This window comes from Actinocrispum wychmicini, from assembly GCF_004345645.1.
Lineage (GTDB): Bacteria > Actinomycetota > Actinomycetes > Mycobacteriales > Pseudonocardiaceae > Kibdelosporangium > Kibdelosporangium wychmicini.
The window spans coordinates 636623-654194 of record NZ_SLWS01000004.1 but is presented as its reverse complement, the minus strand read 5'-3'; the positions used below and the strand labels follow the sequence as shown (position 1 = coordinate 654194).

The following is a 17572-nucleotide window of genomic DNA, read 5'->3' as shown; positions in this document are numbered from 1 at the left end:
GGGTCACCAAAACTAGAACTGTAGGCCCTGAGGGTTAGGCGATACGTACTAACCACCCGCGCAAAATGCTCCGGCAACAGTATTGAGGTACTCTCAGCAGAAGCTCTGCCTGGGCATGAGGAGCGTGCTATGAACACCACAGCCGTCGACACCGTCGTTACCGAGTTATCCGACGACAACAAGCCCGCCGAGACACTGGCTTCCTGGGCCGAGCGGCCGCGGGACGTCGACTAGCCACCAGCGGGCTGACCAGCACGTGGACGATCTACGACTGCGCATTTCGTCGTACGGCGCCTTGCACTGGCACGCTGATCAGCTGATCTGGCACGACACCCTGGCTCATCGGCGGTTCGCCATCGGCGAGGACGCCGACGTCGTGCTGCGCTGTTTCACCAACTGGCAACCACTGAGCCACGTGCGCAAGCACGCCCGCGATGACGACCACGCGGACTCCTTGGTCGCGATCACCGAGCGACTGCGCGCGGCCGACATCCTCATCACGTGGGACTCGGAACGGCACCGCGTCGAGGATGCGCACGAGGCCGCGTGGCGGCGTTGGGGCCGGCTCGCCGCCCTGTTCCACACCGAGACCCGCAACCTTCGCGACCAGCCGTTCCTGACGACCGAGGCCGACCAGGAACGGCTGCGGGACCGCCTCGACCACGAACCGCCGCCGCCCGTCAGCCGGAAGCTGCCGACAACGCGCCGGGTCCCGCTGGCCGCGGCGAGCACGGTGTCGTTGGTCCGCACCGGCTTCCTGGACGTGCTGGCCCATCGGCGAAGTACCCGCAGGTTCAGCGGCGAAGGCGTGTCGTTCGAGGCGGTCAGCGCGCTGCTGCGGTGGGGTGGCGGGATCACGGAACTCGACGAGCCGACCCAGACCGCCTTCAAGACGTCCCCTTCCGGGGGAGGCAGGCATCCCACCGAGATCTACGTCCACGCGCACCGGGTCACCGGGCTCGCCCCAGGGATGTACCACCTGAACACCGCCAGCGACGAACTCGAACTCCTCGGGCCGCCGCAGAGCCCGGACGATCTGGTGGGGCTCCTGGGCGACCAGGGCTGGGTGGCCGACAGCGGTTGTCTCGTGTTTTTCACATCTGTGCTCGAACGCAGTATGTGGAAATACTCCACCCCGCGGACGTATCGCATGCTTCATCTCGACGTCGGCCACCTCAGCCAGACCTTTTACCTGCTGGCCGCCGCACTCGGGCTCGGAATGACCTTCACCGCGGCGATCCGGGACGAGCGACTGGAGGACTTACTGGGGATTGACGCCGCCCATGAGTTGGTGATGGGCTGTTCGGTGATTGGTGGGATCGGCATGACCTCAACTGAACACATAGAGTAGTTGAAGGAGGGCGCTGGGTGTCGGGGGAGCGCCAAGGCGACGAACGCGTCACTTACGCGGACATTTTCGCCGAGCGCGAGTTCCGGACTCTGTTCATCAGCCGTTCGCTGTCCACCGTCGGCGACTACCTCGCCCGCGCGGCCTTGACCATCGCGGTATTCACCCAAACCGGGTCCGCGGCGCTGATGGGTGTCACCTTCGCCCTGTCCACCCTGCCGGACCTGATTGGCGGCCCGGTACTCGCCGGTCTCGCGGACCGCTTCCCCCGCCGTGCCGTCATGATCACCGCTGACGTCGGGCGCGCGGCGCTCCTGCTGGTCATGGCGATCCCCGGGATGCCGCTGGTCGGGTTGTGGGTGCTGCTCTTCGCGATCCGGCTGATGGACGCACCGTTCAACAGCGCCTACATCTCCACCATGTCCGTGGTCCTGCCGGGCAAGAAGCTGGTGCGCGGGTCCGCGGTCACCCAACTGGTCAACCACGTCTCCTACACGATCGGCTACGGTCTCGGCGGCGCGGTCGTCGTGTTCGCCGGGCTGTCCCTCGTCCTGGTGTTCAACGCCGCCACCTTCGTCCTGTCCGGACTCGTTGTCCTGCTGGGCGTGGTCTCCCGCCCGGCGACCGCCGGTACCGGTTCCCGGCCGACCTTGCTCGGTTCGGCCCGCGCCGCGACCCGATACATCTTCGGCCACCCACGGCTGCGGTTGATCATGCTGTTCCCGTTCGCCATCGCCACCACGCTGGCGACCGAGACGCTCGCGGCACCGTACGCGGCGCAGATCAACTACGGGCCGGCCACCGCCGGCCTGCTGATGGGTGCCAGTCCCGCTGGGATCGTGCTCGGACTGTGGTTGCTGCCCATGCTCATCCCCGACCAACGGACCCGGCACCTCGTCGTCCTGGCGGTCGTCAGCTGCGCCCCGCTGGCGCTGTTCTTCGCCGTGCCCGGGATGGTGGTGGCCGTCGTGGTGATCGTGGTGTCGGGCATCGCCCTGTACTACTGGATCCCGATCGCCGCCGAGTTCACCCAAGCCGTCCCGGACCGGATGCGCGGACAGGCGGTGGGCCTGCTCACCATGATGATGAAGGTCACCCAGGGCATCGCCATCCTGGTGTTCGGGCTGGTCGCGCAGAACACACCGTCCTCCACAGTGATCGCGGTGTCCGGAACGGTCGGAACGGTCATCGTGATTGGACTGTCCGTCGCGTGGGTGGCCGCCGGCCGGTCCGCGCAGGTCGCGACGGCACCCGGCACGATCGGGAAACCCGGCGAAGCAGTCCAGTAACCTCACTAATGGCGATTGCCAGGTCGCTGTCCGTCAGGTGTCCGTGAGCTGTCCGTGCCCGTCGGCAACCTATGAGGTATGCACACAGGGGGTCTCGCCGAAGCAGCCGTTCCCAGACCAAGGGTGGCGGTACCCGCTGTCCTGACGGGGACCATGCTGTCGGGACTTGTGCTGGCCTGGGTGACGACGCCCACGATCTCATGGCCGACGGCACTTGTGTTCACGCTCTGCGGGCTCACACACGCGGAGCTCGCTCGCTACGAGGCACCGCGGTCGGCGCAGCCCGTCGACACGCCGCGCGTATCCGTCGTGGCGGTGTGGGTAGTCGGCTCGGTGCTGACGCTGCACCTCGCGGCGGTCCTGATGGTGTCGGCCGTCCTGCACGCGCACGATCTGCTGCGCGGCCCTGATCCCGGCCGTTCTGGCCGAGTTCTGGCGAGTGTCGGCGGCGCGACGCTCGCGTGGCTGGTGTGGTCGACGGTCAACTCGTCGTCTTCGGCTCCGGTGGAGGTCACGAGTACTTCCACCGTGCTCGCGGCGGGACTCACCGGACTGCTCTGTCTCTTTGTGGCCGATGGGCCGGCGTCCTTGAGGGTTGCTGGTCGGCCCATCTCTGCCGTACACCCCGGGGAGGGGAGCCCCGGGGTGTACGGACAGTTCGTCGCACGCACGGCCCTTGGCGTGCTGCTGGGGCTGTTCGCGCATTTCTCCGTCTTCGCCATCCCCTTCATCCTGCTGCCCGTGGCCTACCTGCAACGGTCCATGCGCGGGCGCGCGTTGCACCACGCCGCGGCGCACGACGCGAAAACGCAGCTGTGGAACCACGCGGCCTGGCAGCAGCTCAGCACCGCGGCGCTCGCCAGCCACCGCACCCACGCGCGCTCGGCGGTGCTCATGGTCGACCTGGACCACTTCAAGCGCCTCAACGACACCTTCGGCCACCACGCCGGCGACGACGTCCTCACCAGCGTGGCGCACGTGCTGCAGACCACCACGCGCCGACACGACATCGTCGCCCGCTTCGGCGGCGAGGAGTTCAGCATCCTGCTTCCCGGTGTCACCGAGGGCGAGGCGAACGACGCCGCCGAACGCATCCGCCACCAGATCGAGGCGCTGGCCGTGATCACCACGAACCTGCACGGCCGGCCCACGACGATCAGCGGCATCACCGCCTCCATCGGCGTCGCCACGACCCATCACGCCGAAGCCGACGCCAACGTCGACGACTTGCTGGTGACCGCCGACCGCTGCCTCTACCAGGCCAAGGAACTCGGCCGTAACCGCGTCTGCGGCCCGACGCTCGCAGCTGTGGCATGAGTCCCGCTCGCGCAGGCGTTCTCACCGGGCTCCTGCTTCCGCCGGCCGGCGTCGCGGTGTTCGCCGGCGTCGTTGTGCCGACCGCGGGAATCGACTGGGCGCGTGCCAGTGTCATCCTCGCGGCGGCGATCGTCACCGTCGAACTCGTGCGCCGGATACACACCGTCCGCCGCAACGATTCCGAGCCGCTCGACGTGACGGCGGTCTGGTCAGTCGCCGCCGCGGTCTCGGTCCACCTGACGCTGGCCATCGCACTCGTGCTGCTCCTGTGCGCGCACCGCGTCCTTCGCGGACGACGCGACCTGGGGTGCACGATCGCGTGGCCGCTCATCGCGGCCCACTTCGCCGCCTCGTCCGGCGCGTGGGCCACGCCGGGCCTGCACGCGGATACCAGCGGGGTGTTCGCGGTCGCCGCAGCGGCAGCCGTGCACCTGATGGTCAGCTACGCACTCACCGCGATGGGGCAATTCCTGCGCGACCGCCGCGTCTCCCCCGCGTCGTACGCGGACATCGGCCTCACGGCGGCACTGCTGGTCATCGGCGCCGTCACCGGCGTGTTCATGACCGGCACGCTCGTCGTGGTGCTGGCCACCATCCCTGTCGTCGTGACCCTGTACAACGCTGCCATGGTCCAGCAACTCGAGGGCGACGCCTTCGTCGACCAGAAAACGGGCCTGGCCAACGCGGCGTCGTGGCAGGCGTACGCCGATCGCGTCGTCACCGACGCCGCACAGGACCGTCGTGAGGTCGGCGTGCTGATGGTCGACTTGGACAAGTTCAAGCGCCTCAACGACACCTACGGCCACTACGCCGGCGACGACGTGCTCGCCGCCGTCGGCGAGTGCCTGCGGTCCACCCTGCGCCAAGCCGATCTCGGTGGCCGCTTCGGCGGTGAGGAATTCACCGTGCTGCTCCCCGACACCAACGTCATCGACACGATCGCCATCGCCGAACGCATCCGCACGTCGATCGCGGCGTTGCGCGTCACGACCATCGACAAGGACGGCCGCCATGTGGTGATCGGCGACGTCACAGCGTCCATCGGAGCCGCCACCCACCCGCACCACGGCGCCACGGTCGAGGACTGCCTGCGCGTCGCCGACAAGTACGTCTACCAGGCCAAGAACCAGGGCCGGAACACCGTCGTCGGGATCGACACCGAGAACATCACCTCCCTGGTGCTCAGCGGAGGTCGCGGATGAGGTCGCCGATGACGGTGTCGACCTTGGCCGAGTCGAACGAGTCCGTGCCGATCAGCAGGGTCACCGCCCGTTGGCCGTCGTCGGTGACGGCGTTCCTGAACTTGTGGCCGCTGGCCATGCTGCCGCTGTGTCCCCAGGTGGCGACGCCGGGGATGTGCTTGTAGCCCTCGACACCGAGGCCGTAGGCCTGGCCTTCATCGTCCACAATGGTCCGTTTCAGGTCGGCGAGTTGGGCCGGTGCCAGCAGTTTCCCGGTCATCAGCGCGGTCCAGAAGGCGGTCGCGTCGGCACCGGTGGAGATCAGCTCACCGGACGCGTCGGCCTCCGAGGTGTTCCACTCCGTCTTGTCCACAAAGGACCCGCGCTGCTTCAGGTAGCCCCGCAGGTCCGGCTGGGGGATCGTGGTCCGGTCGCCGGGCCATGAGGTCTCGCGCAGCCCGAGCGGCTGGACGATCCGCTGGTCGATCTCGGTGGCGATGCAGCGGCCGGTGACCTCCGTGACGATCAGCCCGGCCAGGTTGTAGTTGGTGCTGGCATAGGCGAAGCCCGACGGGGCCCGCTGCGGCCGGGGCAGCGCCAGTGCCTGCTGGACGGTCTGCAACGGCTCGATGTGGTCCCAGCGGTGCGCCTCCTCATTGTTCCAGAACGGCGCGTCCAGGTAGTCGGGCAGGCCGCTGGTGTGCTGCAGCAGCTGCCGGATGGTGATCTTGCGGCCGTCGTAGAGCTTGGTGCGGACGAGGCCGGGCAGGTACTGCTCGACGGTGTCGTCGAGCTTGATCCTGCCCTCGCCGACGAGCTGCAACACGACCGTGGCCGTCCACGTCTTGGTGTCGCTGCCGATCCGGCTGTGCTCGTTGCCGACGACCTTGCGGCCCGTCTTGCGGTCGGCGAGGCCGACACCGCCGTTCCAGACGCCGCAGCGCGGACTCCGCACCGTCACGGAGATCCCCGAGCCGACTTTCTCCAGTGCCTTCAACGCTGTCTGGATCGGCTTGGTGTCACACGCCGGTGCCGCGGTGGCGGCGGCAGGCGCCGCGACCAGAGCGGCGGTAACCGCCAAGGCCATGACAGCACTCGTCTTGTGTCGCATGATGTCTCCTTTGACTACCGCGCGTACAACTTCTGTGTCGAGACGGTGTAACGGCCGAGCGCTGCGGGAAGCACAGTCACGCCCGGATGGTCCGGGACCGCCAGGCAACCGTCTTCGAGGTGGAACGGCTCGGTGATGTCCTCGATGTAGTAGCGGCTGGAAGCCGAGATGTCGCCCGGCAGCACGAAGCCGGGAAGTGCGGCGAGGGCCAGGTTCTGGGCGCGGCCGACACCGGTCTCCAGCGTCCCGCCGCACCAGACGGGGATCCCGTGTGCGGCGCAGACGTCATGGATCCGCCGGGCTTCCAGGTAGCCCCCGACCCGGCTGGGCTTGATGTTCACGACGCGGCAGGCACCCAGTCCGATCGCGGCGGCGGCGTTGCGCGCCGAGCGGATCGACTCGTCCAGGCATATCGGCGTACGCAGCGACTTCGCGAGTTCGGCGTGGCCGCGCAGGTCGTCCTCGTCGAGCGGTTGCTCGATCTGGACGAGGCCGAACTCGTCGAGCCGGCGCAGGTGCTCGGCGTCGGTGAGCGAGTAGGAGGTGTTCGCGTCGACCTGCAGTGCCAACTCGGCACCGAACTCGTGTCGGACCGCGCGGACGGGCCCGATGTCCCAGCCCGGTTCGATCTTGAGTTTGACCCGGACGTATCCCTGCTCCAGGTACCCGGAGACGGTTTCCAGCAGCTCCGGGACCGTGTTCGTGATCCCCACGGACACCCCGACGGGGACGCGGTCGCGCACCGCGCCGAGGTATGTCGCGAGCGGCATCCCGTGCGCGCGGCACTCGGCGTCGAGGATCGCCGTTTCGAGCAGTGCTTTGGCCCTGCGGTGGCCCTTGACCGGGGACATCGCGGCGGCCACCCGGGCGGCGCTCAGCGGGTGCAGCGCGGCGACCCTCGGCACGAGGTGATCGTGCAGGACGTGTTCGGCGGCGGCGGTGAACTCCGGGCTGTACAACGGTTCGGGGTCGCCGCCGAACTCGGCCCAGCCCTCGGCGGCGTCCGTCACCACGCGCAGCAGGAAGGTGTGCCGGTCGGCGTCGGTGCCGTACGCGGTCCGGAACGGGCGGACAAGGGGGAGGCGGATCTCGACGAGTTCGATGAACTCGATCTTCACGACGGGTCCTTCCTGGTCAGGTGGTACCAGCCGGACCTGCTGAACCCGGTCGCGGTGAAGCCCGCGTCGAAGACCGGGAGCAGGGCGTCGCGCACGGCGGCCCGCCACTCGGCGGCCAGCGGCTGGTCCTGGCGGCGGAGGGCGACGATGTCCAGCGGGACACGGCACCAGTGCCCGGTTTCGTCACGCGCCGTGAACGGCTCTCCGTCCGGCGCGGGCCGTGGGTCGAGTTCGGCGCTTCCGAAGTCGGCGCGCGGACCGGGCGGTGGCTCGGCCAGCGGCCACACCGCGGTGAGCCGGTCGGTCTCGTCGTCCGTGTTGACGCCGTCGTCGATCCGGCCGTAGAAGTCCACTGTGTACTCCACGGCGGTCGCGCCGAGCTTGCCGAGGTTGAAATGGGCGTTGCGGCTCACCAGCGGGTCGAAGGTCCAGACCATGGTGGTCGCGCCGCGGTCGAGCGCCCAGGCCCGCTGCGCCTGCTTGAGCGCGAAACCGACCCCGTGCCCGCTGGTGCGGGTGGCCGCGATAGTCGAGTAGACGGCACTGGAAGCCGGCGGGCCGAAGATCAACGCGGACGCGGCCGTGATGCCGTCCTCGTCGCGGGCGTAGTGCACGGCGCCGCCGGCGTGCACGAATGCCCGCAGCACATCGGGCGGGAGCGGCGACCGGGACGCAGGCGTCTGCCAGACGTCGGCGAGGAAGCGCGAGACCAGCCTGAGCGTCGCGAGGTCCTCGGCCGGTTGGATCCGGACACCCGCCCTGCTCGCCGCGAGCGCGGCGGTCTCGGTCGCGCTCACCTGGGCCGATGCGGGTACGGTCGCTGGGGCTGTCCGCGGCACGCTGGCTGGAATGCGCATGCTGGCAGCGTCGCGTCTGTTCCTGGCCGTGCGCATGCGGGGCCGGTCCAGAGATTCCGCGAATGTTTTGTGCGTCTGGCCAAAGAGGTGAGGATGCTCGACCCCGATCTCGGACAAGTCCTCGACAGTTTGGGTGCTTCGCTGCTGCGGCCGTTGACCGAACTGCCGGAGCGGCCCGTACCGATCTCGGGTGTGCTCGTTTTCGAGCGGCGAGCCCCGCTACCGCCCGTGACGGACGCGATCCTGCTCGCCGTCGGCGTCGGGACGGCCGAGGCGCGGGAACTCGTCGGTTCGGCGGCCGAGGCCGGGTACGCCTGCCTGGTGGTGAAGAGCTTCGGCGAGCCGGTCGCCGAGCTGGTGGCAGCCGCTCAACGGTCCCGGATCGTGCTGCTCTCCGCGGACGAGGCCGTGGCATGGCACCACCTGGACGCCATGATCTCCTCAGCCCTCGCCGCCACGGTCCGGCTCGCCCGCGCGCCGACCGTCGGCGACCTGTTCGCCCTGGCCAACGCGATCGCGGGGATGGTGGGCGGCGCCACCGTGATCGAGGATCCGCACCGGCGCATCCTCGCGTACTCCACGTTGGCCGGCCAGGCCATCGACGAGGGCCGCCGCCAGGGCATCCTCGGTCTCCAGGTGCCGGACGGCCCGGACTACGACGCGCAGTACCACACCCTCGTCCGGGTGGGGCGCACCTGCCGGTTCCCACCCGTTCCCGGCGGCCTGCCCCGGCTCGGCGTCGCGGTCCGGGCGGGCAGCGAGGAACTGGGATCGATCTGGGTGGTCGACGCCGACGACTGCCTGGACGCCGCGGCCGAACAGGCCCTGTCCGACGTGGCGGACACCGTCTCGCTGCACCTGCTGGCGGCCCGTACCGCGGACGACGCGGTCCGGCACAGGCGCGCCGGCCTGCTGCGGCGACTACTCGCCGACCCCAGCAGTGTCACCGCGGTGGCCCCACAACTCGGCCTGGACCCGAACCAGCCCGTCGCGGTGGCCGCCTTCGCCGTCACCGCGACCAACGCCGACGACGTCCTCGTCGCCCACGCCGCCACCCGCCTCGCCGACCTGGTCAGCCTGCACTGCGAAGCCCACTACGGCAGGCACGGCTGCGCGTTGATCGACGGAACGGTCTACGCACTGCTGCCGAGCGGCCCGTCGCCGAACGCGCACCGCGAACTCGCCGCCGACATCGCCCGACGAGCCCACAGCGCCCTACGGGTGCCCGTCCACGCCGGACTCGGCTCCCTCGTCCAAGGACTGCGCTCCGTCGCGACGTCACGAGCTGACGCGGATCTCGTCCTGCGCGCCCTCACCGACCGGCCAGAATCCCGTCGGGTGGCCACCATCGACGAGGTGTGGGCCAGCGCGACACTGTCCGCACTGGCCCAGATCCTGGCCACCCAGGAAGCGCTGCCCCGCAGCCTCGGCCCCGCGGTCCGCGCCCACGACCTGCAGCACGGCACCACTTACGCGGCCACCATCCTCGCCTACCTGGAAGCCAACAGCGACATCGCGGTCGCCTCCACTCGCCTGTCCGTGCACCCGAACACGATCCGCTACCGGCTCGCCAGGGCCGAGGAGATCCTCGGGTTCGATCTGGCCGACCCGGACGAGCGCCTGGTGCTGTGGCTACGGCTGCGACTCGGCGACCAACTCGGCTGGTGACCCGGTCGGCGCGCGCCATGCCCACGGCTGGAGGAAGTTGTCGAGCGGTACCCGTCCGGCGACGTTGTCCACCATGCCCACCAGGGCGGCGAAGGCGCACTCGGCCACCACCTCCAGGATCCCGGCGGTGGACAATCCGGCGGTCACCGCCCTGGCCACCGCAGACCCGGCGGCTTTGCCCCGGTGCAGCGCGAGCTCACGCGCCAGGGCGTAGACCGCCGCGGTCGGTTCGTCGGCCGGTTCCTCGCCGGCCCGCATCCGCTTGATCTCCTCCTCGGCGACGTCCAGCCGGCCCAGCACGGTGGAGTGGAAGGCCACCCCGTACTCGTTGTCCACCACGACACCCACAGCCACACCGGCCGCCTCGCGGTGCACCGGATTCAGCTCGCCCGCGCCGATCGCCCGGCGCATGCCGTCGAACGCGGCGAGCAGGGCTGGGGCGGCGGCGATGGCCGCGGCCATGTTGGGCACCAGGCCGACATCGGCGGCGATACCCGCCAGCACCGGCCGGGACGCGCCCGGTGCCGTGTCCACCTGGTGAATGGTCAGCTCCACGCTTCCTCCTGAATTCCTTGACGGGAGGCAAGAATCACCTGCGGCGGGGCATGCGGGCGATTCCCTCGCGGGGAAGTGCGGGCCCTCCTACGATCGCGGCATGAGTGGCCAGACGCTGGGCGAACTACTCCGTTACTGGCGGCGGATCCGGGGCACCAGCCAGCTCGAACTCGCCGTCGCGGCGGCCACCACCCCGCGCTATGTCAGCTTCGTGGAGACCGGCCGCGCGCAACCCAGCCGACAGATGGTGAACCGCCTGGCCGGGGCGCTGGACGTGCCGCTGCGCGAGCGCAACGGGCTGCTGTTGGCCGCCGGCTACGCCCCGAGCCACCCGCACGCCACCCTCGACGCACCCGAACTGGAGCAGGTCCGAGCCGCGCTCACCGCCATGCTCCAGCAACACGAGCCGTTCCCCGCGGTCGTGCTGGACCCCGGCTGGAACGTGCTGCGCGCCAACGGCGGCGCCACCCGGCTCTTCGGCGGCCTGCTCGCCCCGCGGCCGATCCCGGAACCGGCCAACGTGCTGCGGCTGATGATCGAACCCGGCCCGGTCCGCGACGCCGTGCTCAACTGGCCCGAGGTCGTCCCGGCACTGCTCGACCGGGCCCGGCGCGAGGCCGTGGGCGGTGTGCTCGACCTGGCGACCGCCGAGCTGGTCAGCGAACTGCGGGCGCGGCCGGAGGTCGCCGAGCTGCTCAGCGGCGGCGAACCGGCCACCGCCGCGTCACCCGTGCTCGCCGTCCGGTTCATGGTCGCCGACGAAGCCCGCGCGTTCTTCTCGGTCGTGTCCACCGTCGGCACCCCCATCGACGCCACCGCCCAAGAGCTCCGGCTGGAGGCGTTCTTCCCCGCGGACGAGGCCACCCGCCGAAGCTGGGAGTGCACACGTTGACGTTGTTACGGTCCCGAACGGCACCACGTACTACGCGGGCTCGGTCTTCGGCTTGACCGGTTCCGGGTCGGGCTTGGTCCTGCGCGAGACGACCTTGCCGCGTTCGGCCGTCAGCCACTGGCCGACCACCGGGTCCATCACGTCGCCGCCCTGGCGTACGTGCTCGGCGATCGCGTCCCTCAGCCGGACGCTGCCGGCCATGGTCTCGACTTCCAGCACCGTGGTGGAGAACCGGTCCTGCCGCAGCCGCACCTTGCCGGTCTTCTCCCAGACCCCCACGGGTTTCGCCGTGTTCACCACGACCACCCGCGAGCCGATCACCTTGACGGCCCGCAGCAGCAGCGCCACCGGCCACGCCACGAGCAGCAGGGCCAACTCGACCAGCGCGAGGGCGAGCAGGATCAGCGCGAGCGCGAAGAACGGGATGGCGATGACAGCCGAGATGGGGTCGTTGCCCAGCCCGCTCGGCATCACCTCCAACGCCCACATCGCCCGGCTCAGCCGCGGCCAGGCCCCGACCTGCCGGCCGACCGTCCACTTGCCACCCACGGGATCGGTGATCTTCACCCGGCAATGATCGCGCACGGCCGGTCGCCGCGCCGGCGAAACCGCCAAGATCTACGATCCGTACCAGCGACTTGACGAGAAAGGCGAACAATGCGGCCGGTGGAGTCAGGCGCCTACGGGTTCGTGGGAACGGGTGCGATCACCGCCGCCATCGTGGCGGGGCTCAGCGCGGAGGTCGCCCACCCGCCCGCGGTCTTCCTGTCACCACGCGGTCACAGTGTCGGGCAGGAGCTGGCCAGCCGGTTCGCCAACGTGCAGGTGTGCGAGAGCAATCAGGACGTACTGGACAACGCGACGTCGACAGTCGTCGCGGTGCGTCCACAGATAGGTCGTGCCGTCCTGACGGAGTTGTCGTTCCGACCGCACCACGTGGTGATCAGCGCGATGGCCGGAGTGTCACTGGAACAGCTCCATGAGTGGGCCGCACCAGCCGGCCACATCGTCCGGGCCATCCCGCTGCCGTCGGCGGCACGCGCTCAAAGCCTCACCGCGATGTACCCGGACAACGCCGACGCCCGCAAACTGTTCGGCCGTGTCGGCGGCGTCCTCGTTCCGGCCGACGAAACGACCTTGGACGCACTCAGCGCGGCGACGGCCACCTTCGCCGCGCATTTCGACTACCTCACCACCATCGCGGACTGGCTGGCCGGCCACGGCCTGGATCCCGCCGCCGCGACCGCCTACACCACGCACATCTTCGGGCAGCTGGGCCAGTCCTTGTCCCAAGGCACCGACTCACTCGCCACCCTGACCGAGGAACACATGACACCAGGCGGAATCAACCAGCAGCTCATGACCGACCTGCGCCGCGACGGCGTACCCGACGCGGTGCGGCGGGCCCTCGACCGAGTACTGGCCCGCCTGCGGGACTAGCCATCACGACTGCACGACGCCCCGCTCCGGCCAGGCGCCGTCGGTCCGGAAGCGACGAAAGATCATGCCGGCCGCCGCCCTGGCCAGCCCTTCGTTCCGGTCGTCCAGCACGCGGATCTGCTTGCTCTCCTTCTCGATGACCAGGTGCCGGTCCAAGTTGTCCGCAGTCCCGCCGAACGAGTACTCCACTTCGTCCTGGTCGTCGCGAACCCGGCGGTAGAACACCAACAGCGCCATCCGCACCCCTCCTGGTCCGGGAATTACTTCCTGGTGTGTATCGCATATGTCGGATGTGTGCCATCCGGCGCCAGGGTGTGCGGCCGAAAGGAGGGTGTTCCACCCGGGACCTTGAGTACGTTCGGCTGAGCCGTTATGACGGATGTTCACATGGTCCATCGCGGGCGATGACGTTGGCTGAGGGGCTGACATGGCGGTGGAGTTTCAGCTTTTCGGTGACGTTCAGGCAGCTGTCGACGATCAGTTCGTGGACCTCGGTCACGCCCGGCAGCGATGTGTCCTGGCAATTCTCCTGATGGACGCCAACCAGGTGGTGCCGGGAGCTCAGCTGGTGGACCGGGTGTGGAGCGAGCAGCGGTTGCCGGCCCGGCCGGCCAGGGCGTTGCAGACATATCTGACGCTGCTGCGGCGGGCGATCACCGGTTCCGGGGAAGTGAGCATCGAATGGCGCTCACGCGGCTACCGGCTCACCGTTGATCGGAAATGTGTGGATGTGCTCCGGTTTCGCGATCTGATCGCCGAGGCCCGCGCGGTCGACGCTGATGAACGTAAAGCGGAAATGCTGGCGGAAGCGCTGCGGTTGTGGCGCGCGGAGCCGTTCGGCACGCTGGAGACCGGCTGGCTCGACAGTGTGCGAACCTGCCTGGTGAAGGAGCGCCACGCCGCCCGGCTCGACCTGACCGACATCCGCCTGTCCCGCGGCCAGCACGCCATGCTCGTGCCCGGACTGTACGAGCAAGCTGCCGAGTACTCGTTGGACGAGCGCCTGGCCGGGCAGCTGATGCTGGCGCTGTACCGCAGCGGCCGGGTGTCCGACGCGTTGGCCCACTACCAGGACACCCGGCTCCGCTTGGCCGACGAACTGGGCATCGACCCCAGTCAACCGCTGCGGGAACTGCACCAGCAGGTCCTGGCGGCCGACCGGGCGCTCGACGTCCCTCGAACCGCCGTGGCCTCGGCTACACCCGTTGTGCCGCAACAACTGCCCGCGCCGCCGCAGCGCTTCACGGGCCGGTTTCGGGAGCTGCGCCGGCTCGACGAGATGCTGCGGACCCGGGGGGTGGCGGTCTCGGTCGTCAGCGGGACCGGCGGTGTCGGCAAGTCCTGGCTCGCCTTGCGGTGGGCGCACAGGTACGTCGACCGGTTCCCGGACGGCCAGTTGTTCGTGAACCTGCGAGGCTTCGACCCGTCCGGGGAGCCGGTGAAACCGGACGTCGCCGTGCGCGGTTTTCTCCAGGCCTTAGGGTTGACCGCGGCCGAGATCCCGGCCGACCCGGACGCGCGGGCGGCGCTCTACCGGAGCCGGGTCGCCGGCAAACGGATGCTCGTCGTGCTGGACAACGCCCGGGACTCCGGGCAGGTCCAGCCGCTGATCCCGGGCAGCCCGTCCTGCGCCGTGCTGATCACCAGCCGGCGAAGTCTTGGCGGGGTGATCGCCGCGTACGGCGCCCATGCCGTGGAGCTCGACGTGCTCACCGAGCCCGAAGCCCGCACGCTGCTGACCCAGCACGCCGACAGCAGCCGGATGGCCGCCGAACCCGAGGCCGCCGCGGAACTGCTCGCCGCGTGCGCGGGGCTGCCGCTCGCCTTGGCCATCGTCGGTGTACGCGTCGGGCGCACCCCCGGTTTTCCGCTTTCGGTGCTGGCCGACGAGCTCCGCGAGTCCGCCGCCCGGCTGGACGCGTTGGACGGCGGCGACCTGATTGTCAACGTACGAGCCGTTCTGTCGTGGTCGCATGACGCCCTGGACGCGGAGTCCAGGCATCTATTCGCTCTCTTCGGCCTCACGCCCGGCCCGGACATCGGCCTGGCCGCGGCCGGTTCCCTCACCGGGCTGCCGACCGGGCGGATCCGGACGCTGGTTCGCGAACTGGAGAACGCCCATCTCGTCCAGCAGCACGTGCCGGGTCGGTACCGGATGCACGACCTGGTCCGGCTCTACGCCGCCGAACGGGCCGAGACCGTGCTCCCGGCGGACACCCGCGGCGCGGCGGCCCGTCGGGTAGTCGACTTCTACCTGCACACGGCCGTCGGCGGGGAACGGGTGCTCAACCCGCACCGCGACGCTTTGGAAGTCGCGCCGCCCGTCCCGGAATGCCGTCCGGTCGCGCTGCCGGACCAGGCCGCGGCGATGCGGTGGTTCGACGCCGAGTACCCGTGCCTGCTGGCCGCACAGCTGCTGGCCGCGAAGCACGGCTGGCACGACACGGTCTGGCAGCTGCCCTGGGCGCTGAGCACGTTCCACCGCAGGCAGGGCCACTTCCGCCACCAGTACGTGACGTGGCTCGCGGGACTGGCCGCCGCGGAACGTTCGCAGGCCGCCGCGGCCCAGGTGCTCGCGCACCGCAGGATCGCCCTCGCGTGTGCCCGACTCGACCGGCAGGCCGAAGGGATCGACCATCTCGACCGCGCGCTCGCCCTCGCCGAGCGCACCGGCGACCTGCGTGGCCAGGCGCACACCCATCAGGCGTTCGGGCTGATCTGGGACGCCGCGGGCGACGACCGGGCGGCGGTGGCCCATCTGACCCAAGCCGTGCGGCTGTTCCACAGCGTGGGCACACCGGCCCAGGAGGCCGAGGCCCGCAACGGGCTCGGCTGGTATCTGGCGCGGGTGGGCCGGTACCGCCTGGCGCGGATCCAGTGCGGGCGTGCCCTGCGCCTGCTGCGTGCGCACAACCACACCGAGGCCGTGGCGAACACGTTGGACAGCCTGCGTTACGTGTGCCACGAGCTGGGCGAGGTCGACAAGGCGCTCGACTACGGCCGCCAGACGCTGGCCCTCTACCGCCAACTGGGCCACAGCCTGGAGGAGGCGAACACGCTCGACCACATCGCCTGCGCACACCTGGCTCTCGGCCAGCCCGCCAAGGCCCGGCTCTGCTGGCAGGAGGCGCAGGAGCGCTACCGAGGTCTGCACCGGGTCGCCGACGCCACCCGGATCCAGCGAGAACTCGCCAGCCTGGAAGGGAAATCCGATGGTGTCCAGGGCGACCCGGCTGACCTGGTGCGCATTGGCGCTGCTGCTGAGCGCGACGGGTTGTGGGCCGACCAACGGCGGCTCTCGGCCGGGCGGCGAACTGCGGGTCGCGATCGCTGAACCACGCGCCCTGCTGCCCACCAACGTCACCGAGGCCGACGTGGTGCTGATCCTGCACGCGCTCTACGCCGGTCTCGTCGACTACGACCCGACGACCCTGGCGCCGGTCAACGTGATGGCCGAGTCGATCACCACGACCGACCAGCGCACCTGGACGGTCACCGTGAAACCCGGGTGGACCTTCGACAACGGCGAGCCGGTCGACGCCGACGCCTACCTCAGAGCGTGGAACTTCGCCGCCTACGGCCCCAACGCGCAGAACGGGGCGCATTTCCTGGACCGGGTCCAGGGGTACGCCGACGCCCAGGCGGGCCGCGCGGACCATCTGTCCGGGTTGCGCAGGCTGGACGAGCGGCGCTTCGAGGTGGACTTGGCGGCGCCGTTCTCCGCGTTCCCGGCGATGCTCGGCGCCCCGGCGTTCCTGCCCATGGCCAAGGCGTGCGCCGCGGACCCGAAGGCCTGCAACGAGACGCCGATCGGTTCCGGTCCGTTCAAAATGGACGGTCGGTGGGTACACGACCAGCGGGTGCGGGTGGTCCGCAACGACGCCTACCCAGGCCCGAAACCGGTGGTCAACGCGGTCACGTTCGCCATCTACGCGCAGATGGAGACCGCCTACTACGACCTGCTGGCCGGGCAGGTCGACTTCGTCAAGGACATGCCGGCGTCCAAAGTGGACGAAGCCCGCGGCCGGCTGGGCCGCCGGCTGGTCGAGCGGGACAGCCCGGCACTGCGCTACCTGGGCTTCCCGACGTACCGGAAACCGTTCGACGACAAGCGGATCCGGCAGGCGATCTCGCTGGCCATCGACCGGCAGGCGATCAGCGACGCGGTCGTCGGCGGCCGGTTCACCGCGGCCAAGGGGTTCGCCGCCGCCATCGTCCCGGGGGCGGCGCCGGACCGCTGCGGCTACTGCCGGCTGGACGTGGACCGGGCGCGCCGCCTGCTGGCCGACGCGGGCGGCTGGCCGGGCGGCAAGCTCCAGCTCTGGTTCCCGGCCGGCAGCGGCGCCGAACTGCTCATGCAGGCCGTCGGCGACGCCATCCGGAAGAACCTCGGCATCGACTACGAGCTGCACAACGACCTGCGGTCCGCGCGGTACCTGGACGTCCTGCAGGGCAAGAAGGTCACCGGGCTGTGGCGGCTCACCTGGGTGCCGGACTACCCGTTGCTGGAGAACTACCTCAAGCCGATCTTCGGCACCGGCCAGTCCACGAACTACGCCGGCTGGTCGAACGCCGAGTTCGACCGCCTGATCGCGGCCGGCGACAGTGCCCCGGACCAGCGGGAGTCGGCTCGCAACTACGGCGAGGCCGAGCAGATCCTGGCCGAGGAGCTGCCGGTGATGCCGCTCTGGTTCGACCGCGCGGCCATGGCGGTCAGCGACCGGGTCGAGAACCTGACCATCCACCCGCTGACCCGGGCGATCGACCTGATCGCCGTGCGGCTCAAGGGATAGCGT

Annotated in this window: 15 protein-coding genes; 9 read left to right on the top strand and 6 right to left on the bottom strand. The window is 69.9% G+C overall.

The features are described 5' to 3' along the window. Positions 1–256: 256 nt before the first annotated feature. The 4 genes from EV192_RS20985 (at position 257) to EV192_RS20970 (ending at position 5156) form a co-directional block, all read left to right on the top strand. The gene (locus tag EV192_RS20985; RefSeq protein WP_132117830.1) at positions 257–1351 is read left to right on the top strand and encodes a SagB family peptide dehydrogenase; all 1095 of its coding nucleotides are present in this window, start codon (positions 257–259) and stop codon (positions 1349–1351) included. Between the two features lie 17 nt (positions 1352–1368). After that, positions 1369–2637: an MFS transporter gene (locus EV192_RS20980; RefSeq protein ID WP_132117828.1), complete on the top strand. Its 1269-nt coding sequence runs from the start codon at positions 1369–1371 to the stop codon at positions 2635–2637. Between the two features lie 180 nt (positions 2638–2817). Further along, on the top strand, positions 2818–3954 hold the full coding sequence (locus tag EV192_RS20975; RefSeq protein WP_165960518.1) for a GGDEF domain-containing protein: 1137 nt from the start codon (positions 2818–2820) through the stop codon (positions 3952–3954). Next, positions 3951–5156 (top strand): GGDEF domain-containing protein, encoded by a 1206-nt coding sequence (locus EV192_RS20970; protein ID WP_132117825.1) that lies wholly within the window; start codon positions 3951–3953, stop codon positions 5154–5156. Before EV192_RS20975 ends, EV192_RS20970 begins: the two co-directional genes overlap by 4 nt. Here the strand turns inward: EV192_RS20970 and EV192_RS20965 are convergent. Genes EV192_RS20965 through EV192_RS20955 form a run of 3 tightly spaced genes read right to left on the bottom strand, consistent with a single transcriptional unit; the run spans position 5137 to position 8221 of the window. Beyond that, complete coding sequence (locus EV192_RS20965) at positions 5137–6246, bottom strand: serine hydrolase domain-containing protein (RefSeq protein ID WP_243726965.1); 1110 nt, start codon at positions 6244–6246, stop codon at positions 5137–5139. The genes EV192_RS20970 and EV192_RS20965 overlap by 20 nt on opposite strands. 14 nt (positions 6247–6260) lie before the next feature. Beyond that, on the bottom strand, positions 6261–7364 hold the full coding sequence (menC, locus tag EV192_RS20960; RefSeq protein ID WP_132117823.1) for an o-succinylbenzoate synthase: 1104 nt from the start codon (positions 7362–7364) through the stop codon (positions 6261–6263). After that, entirely contained in the window at positions 7361–8221 is an 861-nt protein-coding gene (locus EV192_RS20955) for a hypothetical protein (RefSeq protein WP_243726964.1), read from the bottom strand. The genes menC and EV192_RS20955 overlap by 4 nt, the downstream gene beginning before the upstream one ends. Before the next feature lie 93 nt (positions 8222–8314). Between EV192_RS20955 and EV192_RS20950 the strand changes: the two genes are divergently transcribed. Beyond that, positions 8315–9889, top strand: a complete 1575-nt coding sequence (locus tag EV192_RS20950; protein WP_132117821.1) for a PucR family transcriptional regulator — start codon at positions 8315–8317, stop codon at positions 9887–9889. Here the strand turns inward: EV192_RS20950 and EV192_RS20945 are convergent. Continuing rightward, on the bottom strand, positions 9854–10444 hold the full coding sequence (locus EV192_RS20945) for a carboxymuconolactone decarboxylase family protein (RefSeq protein WP_132117819.1): 591 nt from the start codon (positions 10442–10444) through the stop codon (positions 9854–9856). The two genes, EV192_RS20950 and EV192_RS20945, sit on opposite strands and share 36 nt — an antisense overlap. Positions 10445–10544: 100 nt before the next feature. Here EV192_RS20945 and EV192_RS20940 point away from each other — a divergent pair, with 100 nt between their 5' ends. Next, a complete protein-coding gene (locus EV192_RS20940) occupies positions 10545–11336 on the top strand; it encodes a helix-turn-helix domain-containing protein (protein WP_132117817.1) in 792 nt (263 codons plus the stop codon). Positions 11337–11366: 30 nt separating this feature from the next. On the opposite strand, the gene EV192_RS20935 is transcribed toward EV192_RS20940, so the two are convergent. Continuing rightward, positions 11367–11903: a hypothetical protein gene (locus EV192_RS20935; protein ID WP_132117815.1), complete on the bottom strand. Its 537-nt coding sequence runs from the start codon at positions 11901–11903 to the stop codon at positions 11367–11369. Positions 11904–12002: 99 nt separating this feature from the next. On the opposite strand from EV192_RS20935, the gene EV192_RS20930 reads away from it, so the two are divergent. Continuing rightward, positions 12003–12776, top strand: a complete 774-nt coding sequence (locus EV192_RS20930) for an NAD(P)-binding domain-containing protein (protein ID WP_424923367.1) — start codon at positions 12003–12005, stop codon at positions 12774–12776. Between the two features lie 3 nt (positions 12777–12779). Here the strand turns inward: EV192_RS20930 and EV192_RS20925 are convergent, their stop codons facing one another. Continuing rightward, positions 12780–13013: a hypothetical protein gene (locus EV192_RS20925; protein WP_132117813.1), complete on the bottom strand. Its 234-nt coding sequence runs from the start codon at positions 13011–13013 to the stop codon at positions 12780–12782. 190 nt (positions 13014–13203) lie between these two features. On the opposite strand from EV192_RS20925, the gene EV192_RS20920 reads away from it, so the two are divergent. Continuing rightward, positions 13204–16110: an AfsR/SARP family transcriptional regulator gene (locus tag EV192_RS20920; RefSeq protein ID WP_132117811.1), complete on the top strand. Its 2907-nt coding sequence runs from the start codon at positions 13204–13206 to the stop codon at positions 16108–16110. After that, entirely contained in the window at positions 15992–17569 is a 1578-nt protein-coding gene (locus EV192_RS55920; RefSeq protein WP_243726991.1) for a peptide ABC transporter substrate-binding protein, read from the top strand. Before EV192_RS20920 ends, EV192_RS55920 begins: the two co-directional genes overlap by 119 nt. The last annotated feature ends 3 nt before the right edge of the window (positions 17570–17572 follow it).

Coding starts and splice junctions, on each gene's coding strand:
- EV192_RS20925 (WP_132117813.1), bottom strand. CDS start 13,013: ATGGCGCTGTTGGTGTTCTACCGCCGGGTTCGCGACGACCAGGACGAA.
- EV192_RS20940 (WP_132117817.1), top strand. CDS start 10,545: ATGAGTGGCCAGACGCTGGGCGAACTACTCCGTTACTGGCGGCGGATC.
- EV192_RS20920 (WP_132117811.1), top strand. CDS start 13,204: ATGGCGGTGGAGTTTCAGCTTTTCGGTGACGTTCAGGCAGCTGTCGAC.
- EV192_RS20970 (WP_132117825.1), top strand. CDS start 3,951: ATGAGTCCCGCTCGCGCAGGCGTTCTCACCGGGCTCCTGCTTCCGCCG.
- EV192_RS20965 (WP_243726965.1), bottom strand. CDS start 6,246: ATGCGACACAAGACGAGTGCTGTCATGGCCTTGGCGGTTACCGCCGCT.
- EV192_RS20955 (WP_243726964.1), bottom strand. CDS start 8,221: ATGCGCATTCCAGCCAGCGTGCCGCGGACAGCCCCAGCGACCGTACCC.
- EV192_RS20950 (WP_132117821.1), top strand. CDS start 8,315: ATGCTCGACCCCGATCTCGGACAAGTCCTCGACAGTTTGGGTGCTTCG.